General features: G+C 62.9%; 26 protein-coding genes. 11 read left to right on the forward strand and 15 right to left on the reverse strand.

Annotated features, from left to right (window positions below; all coding sequences use genetic code 11):
* Nucleotides 1-12 precede the first annotated feature (12 nt).
* The 3 genes from A9976_RS00695 to A9976_RS00705 all read right to left on the reverse strand — a co-directional run bounded on the left by A9976_RS00695 (nt 13) and on the right by A9976_RS00705 (nt 1300).
* Nucleotides 13-231 (reverse strand): hypothetical protein, encoded by a 219-nt coding sequence (locus A9976_RS00695; RefSeq protein ID WP_259649058.1) that lies wholly within the window; start codon nt 229-231, stop codon nt 13-15.
* Between the two features lie 74 nt (nt 232-305).
* Entirely contained in the window at nt 306-830 is a 525-nt protein-coding gene (locus A9976_RS00700) for a hypothetical protein (RefSeq protein ID WP_183017388.1), read from the reverse strand.
* An 11-nt stretch (nt 831-841) separates the two neighbouring features.
* Nucleotides 842-1300 carry a hypothetical protein gene (locus A9976_RS00705; protein ID WP_183017389.1) on the reverse strand — a complete coding sequence of 153 codons (459 nt, stop codon included), beginning with the start codon at nt 1298-1300 and terminating at the stop codon, nt 842-844.
* Here A9976_RS00705 and A9976_RS00710 point away from each other — a divergent pair.
* Nucleotides 1299-1616, forward strand: a complete 318-nt coding sequence (locus A9976_RS00710) for a hypothetical protein (RefSeq protein ID WP_183017390.1) — start codon at nt 1299-1301, stop codon at nt 1614-1616. The two genes, A9976_RS00705 and A9976_RS00710, sit on opposite strands and share 2 nt — an antisense overlap.
* Before the next feature lie 204 nt (nt 1617-1820).
* Here A9976_RS00710 and A9976_RS31835 read toward each other — a convergent pair whose 3' ends face one another.
* Nucleotides 1821-2087, reverse strand: a complete 267-nt coding sequence (locus tag A9976_RS31835; protein WP_183017391.1) for a YdaS family helix-turn-helix protein — start codon at nt 2085-2087, stop codon at nt 1821-1823.
* A gap of 133 nt (nt 2088-2220) precedes the next feature.
* Between A9976_RS31835 and A9976_RS00720 the strand changes: the two genes are divergently transcribed.
* Complete coding sequence (locus A9976_RS00720; RefSeq protein WP_220808447.1) at nt 2221-2850, forward strand: LexA family transcriptional regulator; 630 nt, start codon at nt 2221-2223, stop codon at nt 2848-2850.
* A gap of 184 nt (nt 2851-3034) precedes the next feature.
* Here the strand turns inward: A9976_RS00720 and A9976_RS00725 are convergent, their stop codons facing one another.
* Nucleotides 3035-3559: a hypothetical protein gene (locus tag A9976_RS00725; protein ID WP_183017392.1), complete on the reverse strand. Its 525-nt coding sequence runs from the start codon at nt 3557-3559 to the stop codon at nt 3035-3037.
* A 472-nt stretch (nt 3560-4031) separates the two neighbouring features.
* Between A9976_RS00725 and A9976_RS00730 the strand changes: the two genes are divergently transcribed.
* The 7 genes from A9976_RS00730 (at nt 4032) to A9976_RS00755 (ending at nt 8442) form a co-directional block, all read left to right on the forward strand.
* Nucleotides 4032-4316 (forward strand): hypothetical protein, encoded by a 285-nt coding sequence (locus A9976_RS00730; protein WP_183017393.1) that lies wholly within the window; start codon nt 4032-4034, stop codon nt 4314-4316.
* Complete coding sequence (locus tag A9976_RS31260) at nt 4310-4444, forward strand: hypothetical protein (protein WP_259649059.1); 135 nt, start codon at nt 4310-4312, stop codon at nt 4442-4444. Before A9976_RS00730 ends, A9976_RS31260 begins: the two co-directional genes overlap by 7 nt.
* A 121-nt stretch (nt 4445-4565) precedes the next feature.
* On the forward strand, nt 4566-4901 hold the full coding sequence (locus A9976_RS00735; RefSeq protein ID WP_183017394.1) for a hypothetical protein: 336 nt from the start codon (nt 4566-4568) through the stop codon (nt 4899-4901).
* A complete protein-coding gene (locus A9976_RS00740) occupies nt 4894-5223 on the forward strand; it encodes a hypothetical protein (RefSeq protein WP_139223855.1) in 330 nt (109 codons plus the stop codon). The genes A9976_RS00735 and A9976_RS00740 overlap by 8 nt, the downstream gene beginning before the upstream one ends.
* The gene (locus A9976_RS00745; RefSeq protein ID WP_183017395.1) at nt 5220-7652 is read left to right on the forward strand and encodes a ParB/RepB/Spo0J family partition protein; all 2433 of its coding nucleotides are present in this window, start codon (nt 5220-5222) and stop codon (nt 7650-7652) included. The genes A9976_RS00740 and A9976_RS00745 overlap by 4 nt, the downstream gene beginning before the upstream one ends.
* Entirely contained in the window at nt 7649-8179 is a 531-nt protein-coding gene (locus A9976_RS00750; protein ID WP_183017396.1) for a hypothetical protein, read from the forward strand. Before A9976_RS00745 ends, A9976_RS00750 begins: the two co-directional genes overlap by 4 nt.
* Nucleotides 8176-8442, forward strand: coding sequence for a hypothetical protein (locus A9976_RS00755; RefSeq protein WP_183017397.1), 267 nt, complete (start codon nt 8176-8178; stop codon nt 8440-8442). Before A9976_RS00750 ends, A9976_RS00755 begins: the two co-directional genes overlap by 4 nt.
* A 77-nt stretch (nt 8443-8519) precedes the next feature.
* Here the strand turns inward: A9976_RS00755 and A9976_RS00760 are convergent, their stop codons facing one another.
* Nucleotides 8520-8780 (reverse strand): hypothetical protein, encoded by a 261-nt coding sequence (locus A9976_RS00760; protein ID WP_183017398.1) that lies wholly within the window; start codon nt 8778-8780, stop codon nt 8520-8522.
* A 246-nt stretch (nt 8781-9026) separates the two neighbouring features.
* On the opposite strand from A9976_RS00760, the gene A9976_RS00765 reads away from it, so the two are divergent.
* Nucleotides 9027-9314 carry a hypothetical protein gene (locus A9976_RS00765; protein ID WP_183017399.1) on the forward strand — a complete coding sequence of 96 codons (288 nt, stop codon included), beginning with the start codon at nt 9027-9029 and terminating at the stop codon, nt 9312-9314.
* Entirely contained in the window at nt 9304-10122 is an 819-nt protein-coding gene (locus tag A9976_RS00770; protein ID WP_183017400.1) for a hypothetical protein, read from the forward strand. Before A9976_RS00765 ends, A9976_RS00770 begins: the two co-directional genes overlap by 11 nt.
* 344 nt (nt 10123-10466) lie before the next feature.
* Here A9976_RS00770 and phaR read toward each other — a convergent pair whose 3' ends face one another.
* The 9 genes from phaR to A9976_RS00815 all read right to left on the reverse strand — a co-directional run bounded on the left by phaR (nt 10467) and on the right by A9976_RS00815 (nt 17458).
* Nucleotides 10467-11006, reverse strand: a complete 540-nt coding sequence (gene phaR, locus A9976_RS00775; RefSeq protein ID WP_183017401.1) for a polyhydroxyalkanoate synthesis repressor PhaR — start codon at nt 11004-11006, stop codon at nt 10467-10469.
* Nucleotides 11007-11215: 209 nt separating this feature from the next.
* Entirely contained in the window at nt 11216-11638 is a 423-nt protein-coding gene (locus A9976_RS00780) for a hypothetical protein (RefSeq protein WP_183017402.1), read from the reverse strand.
* A 54-nt stretch (nt 11639-11692) separates the two neighbouring features.
* Nucleotides 11693-12442, reverse strand: a complete 750-nt coding sequence (locus A9976_RS00785) for a 4'-phosphopantetheinyl transferase superfamily protein (RefSeq protein ID WP_183017403.1) — start codon at nt 12440-12442, stop codon at nt 11693-11695.
* The gene (locus A9976_RS00790) at nt 12439-13614 is read right to left on the reverse strand and encodes a prohibitin family protein (RefSeq protein ID WP_183017404.1); all 1176 of its coding nucleotides are present in this window, start codon (nt 13612-13614) and stop codon (nt 12439-12441) included. The genes A9976_RS00785 and A9976_RS00790 overlap by 4 nt, the downstream gene beginning before the upstream one ends.
* Nucleotides 13611-15317 (reverse strand): ATP-binding cassette domain-containing protein, encoded by a 1707-nt coding sequence (locus A9976_RS00795; RefSeq protein ID WP_183017405.1) that lies wholly within the window; start codon nt 15315-15317, stop codon nt 13611-13613. The genes A9976_RS00790 and A9976_RS00795 overlap by 4 nt, the downstream gene beginning before the upstream one ends.
* A 3-nt stretch (nt 15318-15320) precedes the next feature.
* Complete coding sequence (locus A9976_RS00800; RefSeq protein WP_016445291.1) at nt 15321-15503, reverse strand: hypothetical protein; 183 nt, start codon at nt 15501-15503, stop codon at nt 15321-15323.
* A gap of 10 nt (nt 15504-15513) precedes the next feature.
* Nucleotides 15514-16080, reverse strand: a complete 567-nt coding sequence (locus A9976_RS00805) for a hypothetical protein (RefSeq protein ID WP_183017406.1) — start codon at nt 16078-16080, stop codon at nt 15514-15516.
* A complete protein-coding gene (locus A9976_RS00810; protein ID WP_183017407.1) occupies nt 16077-16850 on the reverse strand; it encodes a thioesterase II family protein in 774 nt (257 codons plus the stop codon). Before A9976_RS00810 ends, A9976_RS00805 begins: the two co-directional genes overlap by 4 nt.
* A gap of 29 nt (nt 16851-16879) precedes the next feature.
* Nucleotides 16880-17458, reverse strand: coding sequence for a YcjF family protein (locus A9976_RS00815; protein WP_016445288.1), 579 nt, complete (start codon nt 17456-17458; stop codon nt 16880-16882).
* Nucleotides 17459-17681: the final 223 nt, after the last annotated feature.

Genomic DNA, 17681 nt, shown 5'->3' on the forward strand with positions numbered 1-17681 from the left:
CATCGCCATTGATTACCCCCAGGCCCGCAGCGCTTGCGCCAAGCCCACACATCCATCAGCGTCATTCGCCGCTGGCCTTTGGGCCACGGGCGCATACAAGGCCACGGGTCGATTGCGGTAGCTCACACGTCGCTCGCCCACCTTGACCAGCACGCCGGCGCGGCGCATGTTGTCCACGGCACGCCGGCAGGCATCCACGCCCACACGCGCCGCATCAGCCAACTCCCGCAAAGTGCAACCACTGCCAGGCGTAGCCAGTTGCTCACAAGCCAGGACCAACGCCTGGCGAACTTCGCCTGCAGGCCTCATGTGAAGTCCTCCGACCGACCAGCAGCACGGCGCGCATTGCGGCGCAGTCGAAACACCAGCTCGATGATTTCCATGCAGCCCGCTTCCAGCTCATCGCACTCACTGCTATCGATCTGGTTGTCTTCGGTGACGCGGGAGCAGATGCCGGCGAGCAATCCGTTTTTCGCGGTGATCTGCATGACCTTCTGGCGTATCGCCGTGGCCTCGCAGGCCCACCCACCCTCGGGCGGGGGCGGCAGATAGGCGGAGGCCATGGAGAAACGAGCGTTGAACGACTGAAGCCAGCGCCGAGCATCCGGGCGCCCCATGTCAATCAGCCACTCGCTCAGCAGCTCAAGCATTTCTGTGCTCAGCGACTCGCCATCAGCACCACGCAGACGCCTGCGCAGATCCTCGGGATGAATCGCCTTTTCGCGGCGGTCGGTCAGGAATGCAGCGGCAGCCGTCACGCCGCCAGGCGCCTCGCGCACCGCGTTGTAGAAGATGTCGCGCCAGTCGGTCGCGGAATAGCGGCGGGTCATGGGGCAACCAATCAGAGCGGCAGGCGCGAAACGTGCAGCGGCACCACCTCTGCAGCCTTGCTGTACGGCCGACGCATCCGAGCCGTGACAAACAATTCACCATCCGGCAGATGCAGTGATGGGTCTACCGTGGCCGCCAGCAACTGATCGCGTGTTGCTCGGCGAATGCGGTCCTGAGCGCTGGAAAGCGCATCACGCGCAATGGCCTCGCCATCATTGCCACGCGCCAAGGAAATGACCTGGTCGCACGGCAAAGCCTTGAACTGCTCCCCTGGCAGATGCTCCAGAAAAATCACGTCCGCTTCGGGCCAGTGCTTCATAGCGGCATCACGGTCCTTAACGAACTCCGAGTCGGGATCGTTCACCCCCGCACACCTGAGGCCTTGCGCTTCAAAAAACTTGCTCAGCATCTGAGCATGCGTAGACTTTCCGCTGCCCTGTGCACCAACCAAATGAAAGATCTTGACCATGAGTTTTCCCCTTAAAAAGAAACAGGAACTGCCCTACTCGCTGCTACTTGACCCGGACACGAACCGCGCAGCCGCGTACACCTTCAATCACCGCCTGATCACAGAAAACGCCAGCCAAACGCTGGTGCGGTTCGCGCTCGAAAACACCGCGCAAGAAGCGGCCTTCGACCGAAGCAAGCACGACCCCAAATCCGAATGGCGCCCGCTACCTGGATGGGCATCCGATGACCTGCTGGACAGGCTCAAATTGGTGTGGATCAAGCGCCCGGACGGAGAGGCGCCGGACGAAGAGTGGCAAGCCATCCCCGCGCGATGACGCCGAGGCCGTTCCCCTTGAACGGCTGAAATTTCAGGATGGCGACAACCCGCAGTGCGCAAGACACTGCGGGCATGACGAAAAGAAAGACCCACTCCAGCCAGCAACGCAAGCCGCACACGCCTTCCCGCGAGTGCGGCACCAAGTTGGGGAAGGAGACGAATCCCGGGCGACGTTGCCGGGTTGCTGGAGGGGGGAAAAAGACTATGCATTGGTATCCCCTGCCGCATCAGCACCACGGCGCAGCAGGACATCCCAACGGACTCTCGGCCTCAACTGCTCACAAAGAACACCTGTGCCCTCCTCGATGAGGGGGCAATACTCAGCCGGGACACCGTTCCCAGAGTCCAGCCAATAGGACACATGCCCCTGCTTCTTCCCAATAAGACGAGCAAGCGCGGCTTGACCGCCCGCCTTCTTGATGGCAGCAAGCAGAGCATCGTGAGGATTCAAAGCAGTTTGTTGAGTCATAACAAGCTGCTTTGTATCTTACTACAAAGAATTTTGCAACCGACAAAACAAAGAAATTTGTAGCATCACCCTCATGTCAGAACACAGCCCACAACTCGCAGAGCGCATACGCATCGCCATGGAACTTGCAAGCATGAGCAGCCAAAGCGAACTGGCGCGTGCCGTGGGCATCAAGCCGCAAGCAATCCAGTACTTGCTCGATCCAAAGAACAACGCCACTGGCAGCAAACATCTTGTGAAGATCGCTGAAGCGCTTCGCGTTAGCGCTGTCTGGCTTGCTACTGGCGTCGGCAGGCCAACAGACATCTCCACCCCCGCTAATGTGGAACCCGGCCCGGACATCAGACAAGGCGCCCTGTATCCGCTAATCACCTGGGTGCAAGCTGGGGCCTGGAACGGCAACTGCGAAGCCTTCACGCCCTACCAGGCCGAGCAGTGGTACATGAGCCCGCATAACCTGGGGCCAAGGGGATATGTGCTCCGAGTGCGCGGCGAATCCATGACCAACCCACAGGGGCGCTACTCATTCCCGGAGGGCATGCTGCTGTTCGTCAATCCAGACAAAGACCCAACGCCCGGCCAGTTCGTGATCGCGCGAAGGGAAGCCGACAACGAAGCAACCTTCAAGCGCTATACGGTCATCGATGGGAAACCCTACCTTGAAGCCATCAACCCTGACTGGCCGCACAAGTACCTAGAAATGAAAGCCGGAGACACGTTCACCGGGATCGTCGTGGACGCCTCCTTCGGGACACTCCCCTGAGCTACAAATTGCCTTGTTGACACGCTCAACAAATTGATTTGTAATTCGCCTGCCTGAGTCATCGCTCAGGCGGGCGCCACCGCATCGACCGGGGTAGCCCCCCGGATCGTTAACAACCTGTTGAGCACATGCGTCACCCTTGACACAAAAAAGCCGCCCTTCGGCGGCTTTCGTTTCGAGCGCTCTACTGTTTGGGCTTGCTAGGCGTAGCTTGCCAAGCCCAGTCGGGAAGCTCTTGCATAGAAGGCAACGCAACCATGCCAGTACAGCGCTGTTGCAACGCCGCACGAGCAGCGCTCAAACCTTTAAGGGAGATGTTTATGCTTATCGGCTCGCGGGTAACCGTCTCCCCGGTCACCACCAGATTCGGCAACGTCAGCACCTCGCTTATAAAAACGGGGACGCTGATCACGCTGTTCTCGTCGTCGGTCACTGTTTCGCCATGACTCGGGACAGACTTACCGAAGCGGTACCGAAAAAACGATGCACCACCCTTGCCGCGCATGTTGACTTTGAAGCTGTCTCTACTCGTATAAACGATGCTGCTGTCCTTTGAATAGAGCGCACCGCAGACCTGCTCATCAGTCATGGCATTGGCCGTAATGACGGCGGTCCAATCTCCGAACTGCTTGCGGTATGAGACCTCATCAGCAGCCGCAAATGTCGAAAGCGTCGCCATACTGGCGAGCAACCACCCAAGACGTTTCATAGCATCTCCTCCGAAATATTTGAATCCTAGCAGCCCTATCTGGGGTGCCGCATGTGCTCAACAGGACAAGCCCGCCAATAAATCGGCGGGTTTTTTTTCGCCTGCTTGGAGCAAGTAGGCAAGGAGTGCAGCGTATGAATCAACTGAATCCAAGCACCGCAACCAGTGCACGCGTCTGCACTCAGGCATCGTGCATTGCCCTCGGACACGATTGCTCAAGCGCGGGCTTCTGGCGCGACGTAGTTGCACCGTCCATACAAGACGCAAGGCCAGAGGGTCGCACTGCGCTCGATTTGGACGCCATGTGCATGGCAGCGCAGGCCCGAGTGCAGCAGGGCATCCTCAGAGCAGCAGGCGCCGCTTACATGGCTCTGGATATCCCGCCACCGGACAGCCACCTCATCGACGTGCTGATGTGCATTCCCGGCTTGGCCGGCGTCGTGCTGACCGATGCCGATGCGGGAGGCCTGTGATGTCGGCAGCCGTCTCCAAGCACGCACCATTCTCTGCGCCTGTAGCCATGTACTTGGCCTTGGCCAGCGACACCCTCAGGCACGCCGAGCAGTTGCGCGCCCTGTTTGCTCGCCGCAAAAAAGGCCCCGTGGCAGACGCCCTTTGGTCTGGCCATTGGGCAGTGATGGACGAAACGAGGCGACACATCAAGCAGTTGGCAGAGAGCGGCGGCCTGCTGTTTTGGGGCCAGCCGCCCGCAATCGCTGCAGCTCGACGCATCTACGGCGAGGTGTCCAAATGCTGACCCTCTACACCGTCACCTGCGGCCGCACGCGCCACACCATCCGAGCCACCGGCGCCGCTGATGCCATCGCCCGCGCAATGGCCCTCTTCGGCCACAGCCACCCCATCAGCGCGAGGGCCGCACGATGAGCCGCCCGCCCATCCAGATGGACGGCCCGCACCGTCCGCGCCGCGTCCGCCGCACCGTGCTGCGCTGCCTAGTCCTGGCCCTGTTCGGCGCCCTCATCGCAATCAAGTTCGGGGGCGCGCCATGGCTCTGATCCAGATCACCGGCACGCTGCTGCAGGACGCCGAGGTCCGCACTATGCAACTCGGCGCTGAACGCACAGCCATGCCCGTGCTGACCCTGCTGATCGACTCAGACGGCCCATGCGACATGCCCGTGCGAGCCGAACAGGTCTACCCGCCCCAACTGCGCACAGCAGCCCAGGACGCCGCAAAGGCCATGCGCAAAGGCATGCGTGTTTGCGTCTCCGCCCCCATCGAACAGATCCGCACGACCCTCGGCTACTGCAGCGCAATCACGCCGTTGCGCAAAGCCGGCGACATCACCCCAAAGACCCACAAGGAGGCCGCTCATGGCTAAAGCAATCGTCATCGAAATCAAGCATGTCGGCCCTGGCGCTGTCCAAGTCGAATCGGATCTGCGCACACCCCGCGTAGGTGCGCCTTTGGCTCCACAGGAATCCGCAGCACTGGAAATGATCCAGCACATCCAGCGGCAACCGGCCTGCCGGCGCGTGATCTATGACAGCCCGCGCGTCGATCCCGACACAGCCGCCTGCGTTGCCCTGGTGCGCGATCTGCTGGACCCGGAGGAGTTCGGCCACAGCGTCACAGCCGAAGTGCGCAACGCGGCGCGCCGCGCCTTTGGCATCAAGGGCCAGCAGGAGGGACTTGCAGCATGACCAGCACACACGACACCCAGACCGCCGCCATGCCCACCCCTGGCGCAGGCGCCCTGATGCTGCATGTGCCCGTCATGAGCATTGCACGGAGCCTGCGCAACCCGCGCAAGCACTTCGACCAGGCGAAGCTTCAGGAGCTGGCCGACTCAATCAAAGCCACGGGCGGCGCGCTGCAGCCCATCCTGCTGCGCCCCCTGCCCGAGTCGCGCATTGGCGATGAGCAGCAAATTGCGAAGGCCGAGAAGCGCGAGCGCGCGCAATACGAACTGGTGGCAGGGGAACGCCGTTGGCGCGCCAGCCAGCTCGCAGGCGTGGCCGAGATCCCGGCAATGATCCGCCCGATGTCGGACGCTGACGCCCTGCGCGCGGCCGTCATTGAGAACCTGCAGCGTACCGATATCACGAAGCTCGAAGAAGCCGAAGGCTATCGGGAACTGCTGGACCTCGGAGAAACCACGGCGGAGAAAATCGCGGAGGACGTGGGCAAGAGCCGCACCTACGTTTTCAACGTCATGAAGATCCTCGACCTGTGCGAAGAGGTCCGCGAGGTGCTGCGCAAAGGGGACATTGACTTCAGCCGCGCGCAATTGCTGGCACGCATCCCCAGTGCACAACTTCAAATCAAAGCACTCAAAGACATCACCCGCACCGACTGGCAGGGGGAGAAGCCCAGCTACCGCGCGTGCGAGGATCTTGTGCAAAACGAGTACATGGTGCGCCTGGACCGTGCCAAGTTCACGATCACAGACGCCAGCCTAGTGCCTTCCGCTGGCAGTTGCGTGGACTGCAGCAAGCGCACCGGCGCCAATGCGGAGCTGAAAAAGGAAATGGGCCGTGCAGACATCTGCACTGACAAGTCCTGCTATGAGGCCAAGTCCGAAGCGCACACGGCCCGCATCGTGCAGGAGGCCAAGGACAAGGGGCATACCGTCATTGTTGGCAAGGAAGCTGCAGAGCTTCAGGCCCAGGGCTACAACGAGAAGCTGCTCGGCTACCGCCGACTGGACGCCATCGAGGACAGCCCAGGCGACCACCCCCTGCGAAAAATCATTGGCGACCAGATGAAGGCCGAGGGCATCCAGCCGGTCAAGATCGAAAGCCCGCGCCGCAAGGGCGAGCTTGTAGACGCCCTACCCAATGAGACGGTTCTGCGCCTGCTGAAAATCGTGGACGGCCAGGCAAAGGCGTCTGAGAAAGTGGCCAAGGAAGCCCGGCAGTTCTCCGAGTCCAAGAAGGCACAGGCCGAAGCGAAGGCACAGGCCAAATTTGAACAGGCATGGCGCGATGCCCTGCTTGATCGCGCATGGAACACCCTCAATGCCGAACAGCCGCCGGCCTTCAATCTGGATGTGCATCGCTATCTCGCACTGCGCTCCGTCAAGAGCCTCGGCACCGACGACGCACAGGCCATCGCCGATGTGCTCGGCTTCGACCGCGTGGGCGCCCATGCCGCGCTGATCGAGTACGCCAAGGAAACCGTCAACCCCGATTTCCTACAACTCCTTTGCATCATGCAGGGGGACAGCCGCGCCACGCACAACCCCTACAACGGCACGCCGAATGAGGGCCTGATGCTGGTCGCCGGCGCCGTGCTGCAGGAGCGCCTGCAGGCTGAAATTAAGGAGGTCAAAAAGGCAGCGGCCGACAAGCATTTGCCGAAGATTGCCCCCGTCAAACCTGCCGCTCCGAAGGCGGATCTACCCCTTGATCCCGCTGCGCGCGCTGGCGAGAGTCGCGCGAAGGGCAAAGCCAAAAAATCCCCCGCTGCGCGTGCGAGCGCCGAGCCGAAGACGACTGCCGCCGAAGCCTCGGCCGCTATCGCGGCCGCACTCCAAGACCAAGAATCAGGCGCGGCTGCAGCCGCACAGGGCGACGATGCAGGTCCAGTCGCAGCTGACGCTGCGCAGGGCCTGCCGCCCTCCCCTGCGGCCGCTGATGTTGACCAGGCCGTGACCCATGACGCGCAGCAGTCTGCGCCTGCGCAGACTGCCCCCGCTAACGATGGCCAGGACAGTGCGGACGCCGGCACCGGGGCAGCAGATCAAGCAGCCACCAGCCAGGCGCCCGAGTTTCACAGCGGCGATCTGGTGCGCGTGAAAGCAGGCCTCAAGGGAACAACCGGACGCCCACGCAAAGAGTGCGGCCGCGTGGGCGTGGTGCGGTCTGGCCACCTGTCGCTGATCGTGGAATTCGGCGCCGGCGTAGGCCAGCGCGCAGGCTTCGAGCCCGAGGAACTGGAACCCTACACAGCGGACCCCATTGTGGGCAAGCGCGTGCGTGTGCTCAACCCCGATAGCGCACATCGCTGGCAAGAGGGAGCCGTGGCCGCGCTGACGGCCGAGGGCTGGAAAGTAGAGTTTGCGGGCAAGCCTGGCTCTGTGTCCAAGGCCGCGACTTTTGAGACCAAGGAACTGGAGAGCCTGGCATGAGCAGCCGACGCAAACCATTCCGCAGTCGCTGGGCTGGCCGCCCTGACACGTTTGCCGTGATCAACCACCACGGCACCAAGCTGACCAGCGAAGAGATCGCATCGATCATCGACCCTGTGCGTGAATGCTTCGCGCAGATCCGCGCCGGCACGGCTACCGAGGTGCACGCGACGGTCATGCACAGCACTATCCAAGTCGCACAGGAGATCGAGCGCGGCGGCATCGTGCGGGGCCTGGCCGAGCACTTCGACAGCGCCCTGGCGGCGTGCGATGCCTACTATGCACGCGGCATGGGCAGCGGGGCATGGCGCCCCAGCGCAGTGCACTTCTACGAGCTGGACGCCCTCACGACAGCGATTGATCTACACGTCTACCAGCTGCAGCAGCTCACGGCCGGCGAGATCCACGAAGTGACGCGCCGGCTTGTCGCCCGAACGCAGAGCAGCGGCGGCGAGATGCTGCAGGCTGAGACGGACCTCAGCGCAACCAGCCCCTACCACCCAAAGCGCAAGGAGGTGCACGCATGATCGGGACACAACCCACTGGCGCCATCGACGGCGTGCAAATCAGCGCAGTCAGTCATGAGGGCCTGAGCGTCAGCATCAACGGCAAGCCCGGGCGCTTGGCCATAATCTCAGAGGACGGCCAAGTCATCGCGGCAGGTAAAGACGTGGCCCGCGAGGCCCAGGCCGTGGCCGTTAACTGCTACCGCAATTTCCTTCAGGGCAAAGGATTCCTGCGCATCCTGAGCAAGCCCATCCAGCCAGGTGCAGTCGATGCTCCCGAGTAGACGCTACACCACCCCAACAAAAAGCCCGCCCGGTTACCCTGGCGGGCTTTTTTGAAGTTCACGGACAGCTGGATAACTTAGTCAAACAGGCTCTTCACAAAAGAAACCGCTCCGGCAGCAACTGCCAATGGAACCACGATAGGTGCGGCAACAGCAGCAACACCCGTCAGCCCAACTGCAGCAGCCCCGACAGTTAAGGAGCCAGCAGCAACTGCCCCCATACCGGCTCCCAGAGCCGTCGAAGTAGCAGTTCGGCCCACACTCACTTCCGAACCTGCTATCTTCTTTCCAAGTTCATCACCAGCAACACCAAGAGCTACGGCTTGAGGAATTGTCATTTGATCTCCATATGTATGCGATTGAGAAACATTTGTCGATAGGCTCAGAACTTGAGAACCAGATCCACCGAAATTATTGTAACTCCCGGTATCAGGAATTCAACCACCTGTTGAGACGCCGCCCTCATCGTTGCCTATCGAGGCTATGCTGAACATTGCCATATTTAATTACCAACATAACTACTCTATCGGCAAAATGCGCTTCATTTAATCAAAGTTTCCCATACACACCATTAGGAGAAGATAGTGCTGAAAATCACTGGATTAGATGCCATGTCAAAAAACTTGAACGCCCTATCAGCGGCTCTAGAAAGCCTAGGCACTATGAACGTTGAGTTCGATCCTAACGACCCAGCATCTATCGATGCTGCTGTCAAAAACATCGAATCCCAAGTCGATGAGCGAGTGGCGCCATGGGCTGGCACACCCTTTGTAGATCAGATCGTCGCCGACACCAAAGAAAAGCTAGCCGATATGATCTTTCGTCGCGCGGCCGAGCTTCGCCGTGAACAGGGAGCAGACAATGTCGAATGAAAAGGCCCTGTTCAACCGCATTAACAATGCGGTACTCGACCTACAAGGGGCTGACTATCAATCTCTCCCAAGACCTTACCGCGTGCTGGTGCAGACTCTAGATTCGGAGGAATTTCACCCTTTCACCAAGGAACTCACAAGGCAAGTAGATCTTGAAGCATTCTTAGCCCAAAGCGAACGCTCTGCCGCAAGCATTGTAGGCAGCGCAAGGCTTGCTTGGCCCGATGACCATCGCCAATACCTCGGCTTGTGCCTATTGCTGCTTCGCAAGTTTCGCGATCAACCTGACCAGCTCATCCCCTTTGCACACACCTACTTTAATGGCAACAATCTAACTCAGAGCTTACGAAAATTTGTTAGCTCTCTGGTTCTCCCGTTTGTTCGAGATTTCAAGGAGCATGTTGAGTATCACTTGGAAAAATCACCTGAATCCGCTGAGAAATTCAACCCAAGCAAAACCTCAATGACATCCACAATTAATATTGAAAATTTTCAAGGTATTCTTGGTGACATTAGCGGAAGCACAATCCAGCAGACCTTGAACATGGGCTTATCCGCCAGCGACTTGGAGGGCCTGTTAACACATCTTCGCAAACACAATGTTGGCGAACCAGAGCTGACCGAACTTAAATTGGCGATTGAGGCTGACCCGAAACCTACTTCGACGGGCGCGTTCGGGGAAAGGGTGAGCCTGTGGATAGGAAAAATGCTGAGCTTGTCTGCATCGGGTGCCTGGGCAGTGAGTCTTGGAACTGCTAGCAATCTTCTATCTAGCGCTATTGCGACTTATTATGGAATTGCAGCATAGATAGACTTGCCCAATTAAAAATGGGCATCAGACATACCCAGAAGAACTATAAGGTCGCCCGACTCGCAAGCACGCCGTCAAGCGTGGTCACCTTGAACATGCTTGACGAGCAGAGATGGGGCGATCGCTGTTCATCAACAGACCCACCTTACAACGGTAGGACATATCAACGCGTATAGACAGGCTATCCTATGGGCACCCAAGAGACACGAAGCCCACGCGCGGAGCGGCCGCGCCGGCAGGGGTTGTCATGGTTGTTGCGTCGCTCGTGGGATTCATAGGGGCGATATTGTCCCAGTTCTGCGTGAACTTGGCACATCGCCCCCGAACTTATCCCTGAAAGCTCAGCTGCCGCGCTTGATGCCCAGGGCGCTCAGCATCTGCTCGGTCTGCTTTTGCATCTGGTCCTGCATCTGGGTGAACATGTTCTGCGACTGCTCCATGTAGCTGCTCATCATGTTCTGCATGGCGGGCGGCTGCATGCGCATGAACTGGCTCCAGGCCTCGGGCGAGGTGCCCTGGGCCTGCTCGGCCAGCTTGTTCTGGAAGTCGGTGAACATCTGCACGTTCTTTTCCAGATAGGAGCCCATGTAGCCCTGCATGGCATGGCCGTAGAAACGGATGATGTTGGCCAGCACGGTCTCGGAGAACATGGGCGCGCCGCCGGCCTCTTCTTCAAGAATGATCTGCAGCAGGATGCTGCGCGTGAGGTCTTCGCCGCTCTTGGCGTCCTTGACCACCACGGGCTCGTTGCTCATCACCAGCTGCTTGACTTCCGTCAGCGTGATGTAGGAGGACGTGTTGGTGTCGTAGAGACGGCGGTTGGGGTATTTCTTGATCACGCGCTGGGCGCTGGGGGCGGCGGCTGTTGTCGTCTCTTGCATTGCAATGCTTCTCCTCTTGTACGTGCTTGTACGGGCAATTGATCTATTGCACTGCAGCAGATTCTAGGCAGCGCCCACATCACCTGGCGCAGCAGTAACCCTGATGGTAGCCGCGTACGGCGCGCCTGCGGGCCTTGCCGCGCGCAACAGCGTCTCAAGGGCGACCTTGGCCAGGCCGCAGTGCGCAGCCCGTTGCAGGTCGCACGCCGTCAAGCCGGCAGGCCCGGGCTGGCAGGCGGCATTCCCAGGCTGGCATGCGTGGCCAGTTGCTCCAGCAAGGCCTCGCCGATGGCCCAGGTATAGGCGGCATTGATGCCTGCACAAGTCAGCGGTCCGGTGAACCAGCTGGCAATGGAGGCCAAGCGCAGCACCTGCGTGCCCAGGCGCGGCGGCTCCATGGCCTGCACGAGCCCGGTGATGACCTGCACCGCAAGCTCCTGTGTGAAAGGCGCGCCGAACAGCAGGCACAGCCGCTGCGCCATGCGCAGCTGCACGGCCATGGCGACGGCCGCGCTGATCATGCCGGGAGGCGCCGCAGCGCCGGCAGCGGTCATCAGCGTGTGATTGCGGATGACTTCGCGCGCACGCAGCCGGCGCAGGCCATCGCGGGTCAAGGCACGGGAAATGGTCATGGTTCAGCCCTCGTTTCACGCATGGTGTGCACGGCGCGCCGGGATCAGCCCCGCTCAGGCCTCCATCTCCAGCAGCAGCACTTGCACCTGGACTCCCGGCGCCCCCACGGCCAGCGCGCCCACATAGCCGGCCGGCACAGGCAGATCCAGCGTAGTCCAGTCCTGTGGCGCCATGCCGGCCGGGGCATGGCACAGCCAACCGGAGGCGGCAGGCCCGCAGTCCACGGCATAGGCATCCAGCGGCAGCGACAGCCCCTGGCCCACTGCCTTGGACACTGCCTCCTTGCGCGCCCAGCAGCGCATGGCCGCACCGGGCGCCTCTTCGGCAAGGGCCTCCATGGCCCGCTTCTCCGCGGGGTGGAAACAGGCCGCAATGCCCAGGAAGTCAGGGGGTGCCTGGGCGGATTCGACGTCGATGCCCGCCGTGGTGCAGCGCGTGGCCACGGCCCAGACCTGGTTGCCGCTGTGGCTCAGGTTGCAACCCAGCCCGAAGGCCGCGAAATCGGGCCGACCGAAGGAGTTGAGTGCCAGCGGCGCCAGCGCCGGCATGCCGCCATAGGCGCTGGCCAGACGCCGCAGCAGGCTGCGCCCCGCGAGGTGGCGCAGCGCATCGCGCCCCTGCACAAAACGCGCAGCGCGCGCATGTTCGCAGGTGGCGGTATGCGCCGCCAGCGCCGGGCGAAAGACGCGCTCGAGTGTCCAGTCCAGTGTCAGCCCCAGGCAGACGGCAGAGTCCGGCGCCAGGGGTGGCAGCTCAAAATCCAGCGGCGCATGGGCCGGCACGCGCAGCCGCTGCAGTGTCACCTGGCGGCCGCGATGCCATCGCGGTGCATGGACGGAGCAGGAGCAGGAGCCGCAGCCGCAGCAGGCGCCGGGGTGGCTTCCGGCCTGGCCGTTTCGCGCCGGTGCGTGTCGGGAACCGTCGGCCGTGGCATGGCGGACGAGGCAGGCCTGGCGTCGCGCACCAGCGGTCCGGCAACGGCATCTGCCGGCGTGGAGGCATCGCCCCTGCTGGTGCCGGCGACCGGCTTGCCGGCCGTCTTGCCCTCGGGTTTGAGGCCCTCGCCACCGATGGAGATCAGCGGCAGCCCGCCCGTCTTGTCGTTGCCCATGATGACCACCTTGGCATTCTCGGAGCGTGCCAGCTCCAGGGTCGCCTCGATGCCGCGCCAGCGCAGATAGGCATCGTTCATGCCGCCACTGATGATTTCCTGGAAGTTGCGGATGCCCAGTGCCTCGACCCGCTTGCGCTCGCTCTCCTGCCCTTCCTTTTCCACCATCAGCGCGTATTGCTCGACTTCGTGGCGGGTGACGTTCTTGCGCACGATGGCATCTTCCACGCCGCCCGGCAGCACGATGCGCTTGATCAGCACGTCCTCGATCAGCACCCACTCCTGGCCAGAACGCAGTTCGGTGTTGAAGCGGTGGCGGATGTCGTAGCGCACCGACTCCGAGATCTGGTTCTGGATTTCCAGACGGTGACTGGTGTAGATATCCTCGGGGCGGTAGATGGCGATCACGTCGCGCGCACGCGCACCGATGGACTGGCCCACCAGGGTCTCGGTGTAGTCGCTGCCGATGTAGCGGTGCAGCTCCCCCAGGAACTCGGGCACCAGGCGGAATCGCCAGGCCAGCGTGACCTGCAGCTTCAGTCCGTCGGAGGCCAGCACCTCGTACTCGCGGTCCACGCTCTGCAGGCGGGCGTCGTAGATGTAGAGGATGTCCCAGGGCGGAATCAGGGTCGTGCCCTCGGAGCGCACCGAGTCGATGTCCGTGCCCCCGCCAAAGCGCTTCCAGTGGACCCCGAGGTGGCCCGCCGGAATGGTGACGACCATGGAGGGCAGCAGAAAGACCAGCATGACCAGCAGGACCACGGCGGCGATCAGCAGATCGTCCCCGAAAAAACGCAGCCGTGCCCACAGCCTGCGGCCCATCGCGGCCATGCCGCCATCCCGGCTTGCGGTGGTGGCGTTCATGATGCACTCCCTCGGTTGGAGACGGAGGCGATGCGCCCGTCCTCTATGTGTACGCGGCGGTCCGCATGGTGGAAATAGCGGTCGTCATGGGTGATGGCGATGACGGTCACCCCCTTGTGCTGCAGGCGCGGCAGCAGGACCTCGTAGAACTTGGCGCGGAAATGCGGGTCCTGGTCTGCCGCCCATTCGTCAAGCACCAGCACGGGCCGGCCTTCCAGCTGGGCCGCCACCAGGGCCAGGCGCTTGCGCTGTCCGGTGGACAGGCCCACGGTCGAGAAGCGCCGGCCGCCCTCTATGTGCACCTTGCTCTCGATCTCCATCTCGTCGATCAGCGCATCGGCATGTGCGCTATCGACAGGGTCCAGGCCGTACAGCGTGCGAAACAGGTGGAAGTCCGAGAAGATCGCGCCGAACAGGTCGCGGTAGGCCTGCAGACCCTGGGCGTCCACGGGCTGCCCGTCCAGGACGAGGGAGCCGGAGTCCAGCGGATACAGCCCCGTCAGCAGCTTGACCAGCGTGGTCTTGCCCGAACCGTTGCCGCCCGTGATGAACAACGTCTCACCCCGGTTGATGCTCAGGTCGACAGGCCCCACCGTGAAACGGTCGCTGCCCTCGCCTCGCGTGAAGACGGCATGGCGCAACTCGATGGTGTCGAACCCCGCGGAAGCACTGGCCGCACGCGTACCGGCATCAGCACCCGTACCGGTGCCGGTGCCGGTGCCGGTGCCGGTGCCGGTGCCGGTGCCGGTGCCGGTGCCCGGAGGCTCCACGTTGTCATCCAGCAGTTTCTCGACAGCCAGCAGGTTCTCCGCAGCCGCATTGGCCACGGTGATCTGCGGCGCGGCGGAGATCACACCCGACACCGGCCCGACCAGAAACAGCACGGCGGTCAGCACCTTGACCGTGATGGCCGCGAAGGTCGTGCTCAACACCGGCAGGATGAAGACCAGCGAGCCCAGCAGCACGAAGATCGCCGCCTGGGAGAACACGAAATTCATGCCCAGCGTGCGCTGCGCCAGCGAACGGTAGTGGGCCGTGCGCGAGGAGACGCGCACCGCATCGTCCAGCAGTTCCGCGGCGCGGCGGCTGGACAGCTTGATTTCCTTGAAGCCGCCCAGCAGCGCCTCGACCATCTCGTGCAGGGCGCCGATTTCCTCATGCGCGCGGCGCAGATCCTGACTGGCACGCTGGCCACGGCGGGCATACACGCGCGCGGCCAGCAGCAGGACCACCACCACCAGCCCGAGCGCAGGCAGGGACAGCGTGGCGATGTAGACCGCCGTGCACAGGATCATCATCACGGCCTGCACGCCCAGGATCAGGCTGCCGGCAGTGTGCGAGACGGTCTGCGTATCGGCATTGATGGCCGTGAAGATGGCGCCATGGCCGATCTTCTCCACCCCCACCAGGCGGCTGGCGGCCAGCTTGCGGATCAGGCGGCGGCGCCATTCGTCAACGATGCGCTCGACCTCGTCGGTGGTGGTGTTGAGAACATAGCGCTGGCTGAAGATGTAGACCAGCAGCGCCAATCCGTACAGCGCCACGTACTGGGCGTTGCCGCCCGAACGCAGCTGGCTGTCCGTCGCCACCGAGTTGACCACGGCCAGGATCACCGTGCTGGAGGCACCGGCGAGGAAAGCGACAAAGCCCAGGCGCTGCAGCGGGGTCCGCGCATCGCGGATCAGGAGTTCCGTCAGGCGCATGCGTCAGCGGCCACCCAGGCGGTCTTCGGCCTGCAGCGAGGCGAACAGCAGAAGGTAGATGAATGCCACCAGCGGCGTCAGCATGAAAGCCACGACCAGGGTACGCATCCAGCCCAGGCGGGTGCGCCGGCCGATGAAGGAAACGATCAGGCACAAAATCAGATAGATGAGAAAGGCGTTCGACATGCCCGGGCTCCTATTTCTTGTCGATGATCTTCAGGGGAATGGCGCCGTAGGCCAGCGCACGCACGTCGGCGGAGCAGTCGGCGCCGTTGGAGTACGTGCACTCGATGACTTCGAGCTCTCCGGTCAGGTTGTCGCAGCTGCCCACATCGATGGCATTGGACAGATGGGTCAGGTCCTGCTTGCCGACCTTGAGGACATAGAAGCGGGCGATCGTGCTGCCGGCCGACTTGTCGTTGCCCTGCTTGCGGTAGCGGATGCCGGCCACCAGCTCCTCCATGGTCTGGTTGGAGGAGTTGTTCACCTGGATCTGGGGCGAGCACACGGAGCGGCGGTTCATGCCGTCGTTGGCCAGGATCACCAGGGCCTGGGGAATGGACACATAGATCTGACCCTTGGGCCGGCGCCTCTTGACCAGTTCCTGCAGCGGCTCTTCGATCACATGGTTGTTGCTGCCCAGCCGGTGCCCCACGTCCTGGGCCCTGGCGCCCGTCGTGGTGGCGGCCAGGCCGCCCGCCATCAGCGTACACAGCAGCGCGGCACGCAGCGCGCCGCTCGTCATCATCGGGAAATCGTTCATGCAGGCACCAGGCAGGCCGCTGCGCCCAGGCGCAGGCGGTCGATGTCGGCGGACAGAGTGTCCAGGAAGTCGGGAGCCGACTGGAGGAAGAAATGCCCGCCATCGAAGCAATGCAGCCGCGAGCCGCCCGTGGTCATGGCGGACCATCCGGCCATCGCCAGGGGCGTGGCGAGCGTATCGGCCCGTCCCGCATAGGCCACCACGGGGCAATCCAGGGGATGCCCCGGCCCCGGCAGCGGCTGGGCCGCCAGCGCGAAGTCGGCCCGCAGCACGGGCAGCGCCATGGCCCAGAAACCGGGGTCGGCATCCAGCTCGGGCGGGATGCCGCCATAGGAGCGGACCAGCCGCTGGAAGGCGCCATCATCCAGGCCAGCCGTATCGGCCACGGCCGGGCGACCGGGGGGCGCGCTGGCGGCCACCAGCAGCCCGCACGGTGGCGGCAGGCCGCGTTCGGCAAGTTGCCGGGCCAGGGCAAACGCCAGGCGCGCGCCCAGGCTGCAGCCAAAGAGCGCGTAAGGACGGTCCAGCCAGGGCGCCACGGCATCGGCAAGGCCGGCCAGCATGGCGTCCAGGCTGACCAGCGGCCTTTCCGACAGCCGCGTTTCGTGGCCCGGGTACTGCAGCGGCGCCACGGCCACGCCTGGCAGATGACGGCGCCAGCCCAGATAGGTCGAGGCACCGCCACCGGCGAAGGGCAGGCACAGCAGGCGCAAGCCTGCATCCGCCGCACCTGCACCGAAGGCCAGCCAGGGGCAGCGGGAGGGCTGCATCGATGTCATCGCAACCGGGCAGTGCCTGCTCAGGACGCGCCGGCCTTGCCGCCGCCGACGTTCTTCTGGACGAAGGCCTTGCCCTCTTCCACCTGTTGCTTGAGCTTGCTGCTCATGTCCGAGACCTTGACATCCAGGAAGGTGCCGCCCGTCTCGAAATGCTGCATGAACAGCTTGCCGACCGCGTAGGTGGTCGCGCCCGCCAAAGTGGACTGGGCCAGCACGCCGGCGGCGATGCCCACGCCCGGAATGAACTTCAGCAGGCTGGCCAGCGGTGCCGTCACCACCAGCGGCAGGTAGCCCCCCAGCAGCGCGCCCAGCAGCTTCTTGCCGGTCTCGTCCGACAGCGAATGGCCGTACAGGCGGCCCACCTTGCGCAGCAGGCTCAGCTGCACGCCGGTGAGGGCGATCAGGTCCAGGCCCGGAACCGGCAGGATGCCGATGCCCATGGCCGTGATCACGTGGTTCTTGATGGTGTGCAGGGCCTCGTTTTGCCGCTCCTGCGGGGTCAGGGGCGCATCGGCTGTCTCGGCAGAGGCCACGGCAGCATCGGCAATGGCCGTGTCGGTGGCGGGGCTCACGGTACTTTCGGCTTTTTCCACGCTCATGGGAAATCTCCAGTTGGGGAACAAGTGGCCCGGCGCACGGCGCCGGGAAGGCGGCACAGGAAGCGGAGTTCGCCCAGTGCCACGGCGGAACACAAATGTTCCAAAGTGTCACCGACACCGGAATCATTCGTGAAACACAGGGAACAGTCAACCCTGCGCGCCGCGCCCTGGCCGGGGGCGCAGGAGGGGGTCAGGGGACTGCGAACGGGGTGCATTCGGGGCC

Origin of the sequence: Delftia sp. UME58 (genome assembly GCF_014170385.1) — a bacterium.
Lineage (GTDB): Bacteria > Pseudomonadota > Gammaproteobacteria > Burkholderiales > Burkholderiaceae_C > Comamonas > Comamonas acidovorans.

What these genes read in the sequence shown, in the direction of transcription:
- A9976_RS00805 (WP_183017406.1), bottom strand. Translation starts at nt 16,080, where the DNA reads ATGAACGATTTCCCGATGATGACGAGCGGCGCGCTGCGTGCCGCGCTG.
- A9976_RS00800 (WP_016445291.1), bottom strand. Translation starts at nt 15,503, where the DNA reads ATGTCGAACGCCTTTCTCATCTATCTGATTTTGTGCCTGATCGTTTCC.
- A9976_RS00710 (WP_183017390.1), top strand. Translation starts at nt 1,299, where the DNA reads ATGAGTTTTCCCCTTAAAAAGAAACAGGAACTGCCCTACTCGCTGCTA.
- A9976_RS00725 (WP_183017392.1), bottom strand. Translation starts at nt 3,559, where the DNA reads ATGAAACGTCTTGGGTGGTTGCTCGCCAGTATGGCGACGCTTTCGACA.
- A9976_RS00770 (WP_183017400.1), top strand. Translation starts at nt 9,304, where the DNA reads ATGTCGAATGAAAAGGCCCTGTTCAACCGCATTAACAATGCGGTACTC.
- A9976_RS00760 (WP_183017398.1), bottom strand. Translation starts at nt 8,780, where the DNA reads ATGACAATTCCTCAAGCCGTAGCTCTTGGTGTTGCTGGTGATGAACTT.
- phaR (WP_183017401.1), bottom strand. Translation starts at nt 11,006, where the DNA reads ATGCAAGAGACGACAACAGCCGCCGCCCCCAGCGCCCAGCGCGTGATC.
- A9976_RS00705 (WP_183017389.1), bottom strand. Translation starts at nt 1,300, where the DNA reads ATGGTCAAGATCTTTCATTTGGTTGGTGCACAGGGCAGCGGAAAGTCT.
- A9976_RS00735 (WP_183017394.1), top strand. Translation starts at nt 4,566, where the DNA reads ATGGCTCTGATCCAGATCACCGGCACGCTGCTGCAGGACGCCGAGGTC.
- A9976_RS00815 (WP_016445288.1), bottom strand. Translation starts at nt 17,458, where the DNA reads ATGAGCGTGGAAAAAGCCGAAAGTACCGTGAGCCCCGCCACCGACACG.
- A9976_RS00745 (WP_183017395.1), top strand. Translation starts at nt 5,220, where the DNA reads ATGACCAGCACACACGACACCCAGACCGCCGCCATGCCCACCCCTGGC.
- A9976_RS00755 (WP_183017397.1), top strand. Translation starts at nt 8,176, where the DNA reads ATGATCGGGACACAACCCACTGGCGCCATCGACGGCGTGCAAATCAGC.
- A9976_RS00750 (WP_183017396.1), top strand. Translation starts at nt 7,649, where the DNA reads ATGAGCAGCCGACGCAAACCATTCCGCAGTCGCTGGGCTGGCCGCCCT.
- A9976_RS31835 (WP_183017391.1), bottom strand. Translation starts at nt 2,087, where the DNA reads ATGACTCAACAAACTGCTTTGAATCCTCACGATGCTCTGCTTGCTGCC.
- A9976_RS00730 (WP_183017393.1), top strand. Translation starts at nt 4,032, where the DNA reads ATGTCGGCAGCCGTCTCCAAGCACGCACCATTCTCTGCGCCTGTAGCC.
- A9976_RS00720 (WP_220808447.1), top strand. Translation starts at nt 2,221, where the DNA reads ATGAGCAGCCAAAGCGAACTGGCGCGTGCCGTGGGCATCAAGCCGCAA.
- A9976_RS00700 (WP_183017388.1), bottom strand. Translation starts at nt 830, where the DNA reads ATGACCCGCCGCTATTCCGCGACCGACTGGCGCGACATCTTCTACAAC.
- A9976_RS00780 (WP_183017402.1), bottom strand. Translation starts at nt 11,638, where the DNA reads ATGACCATTTCCCGTGCCTTGACCCGCGATGGCCTGCGCCGGCTGCGT.
- A9976_RS00790 (WP_183017404.1), bottom strand. Translation starts at nt 13,614, where the DNA reads ATGAACGCCACCACCGCAAGCCGGGATGGCGGCATGGCCGCGATGGGC.
- A9976_RS31260 (WP_259649059.1), top strand. Translation starts at nt 4,310, where the DNA reads ATGCTGACCCTCTACACCGTCACCTGCGGCCGCACGCGCCACACCATC.
- A9976_RS00795 (WP_183017405.1), bottom strand. Translation starts at nt 15,317, where the DNA reads ATGCGCCTGACGGAACTCCTGATCCGCGATGCGCGGACCCCGCTGCAG.
- A9976_RS00810 (WP_183017407.1), bottom strand. Translation starts at nt 16,850, where the DNA reads ATGCAGCCCTCCCGCTGCCCCTGGCTGGCCTTCGGTGCAGGTGCGGCG.
- A9976_RS00740 (WP_139223855.1), top strand. Translation starts at nt 4,894, where the DNA reads ATGGCTAAAGCAATCGTCATCGAAATCAAGCATGTCGGCCCTGGCGCT.